At 50.9% G+C, this 212-nt stretch carries 1 rRNA gene; it reads left to right on the top strand.

The features are described from left to right. Positions 1-212 (top strand): 23S ribosomal RNA (locus tag KJQ99_RS11555); the annotation flags it as partial.

Raw genomic sequence — 212 nt, forward strand, 5'->3', positions numbered from 1 at the left:
GCAAGGAAACTTACAACAAAGAGTCCCTCCCGACTGTTTACCAAAAACACAGCACTCTGCTAACACGTAAGTGGATGTATAGGGCGTGACGCCTGCCCGGTGCTCGAAGGTTAATTGATGGGGTCAGCAGCAATGCGAAGCTCTTGATCGAAGCCCGAGTAAACGGCGGCCGTAACTATAACGGTCCTAAGGTAGCGAAATTCCTTGTCGGT

Origin of the sequence: Campylobacter sp. 2018MI13, from assembly GCF_018501135.1 — a bacterium.
Lineage (GTDB): Bacteria > Campylobacterota > Campylobacteria > Campylobacterales > Campylobacteraceae > Campylobacter_E.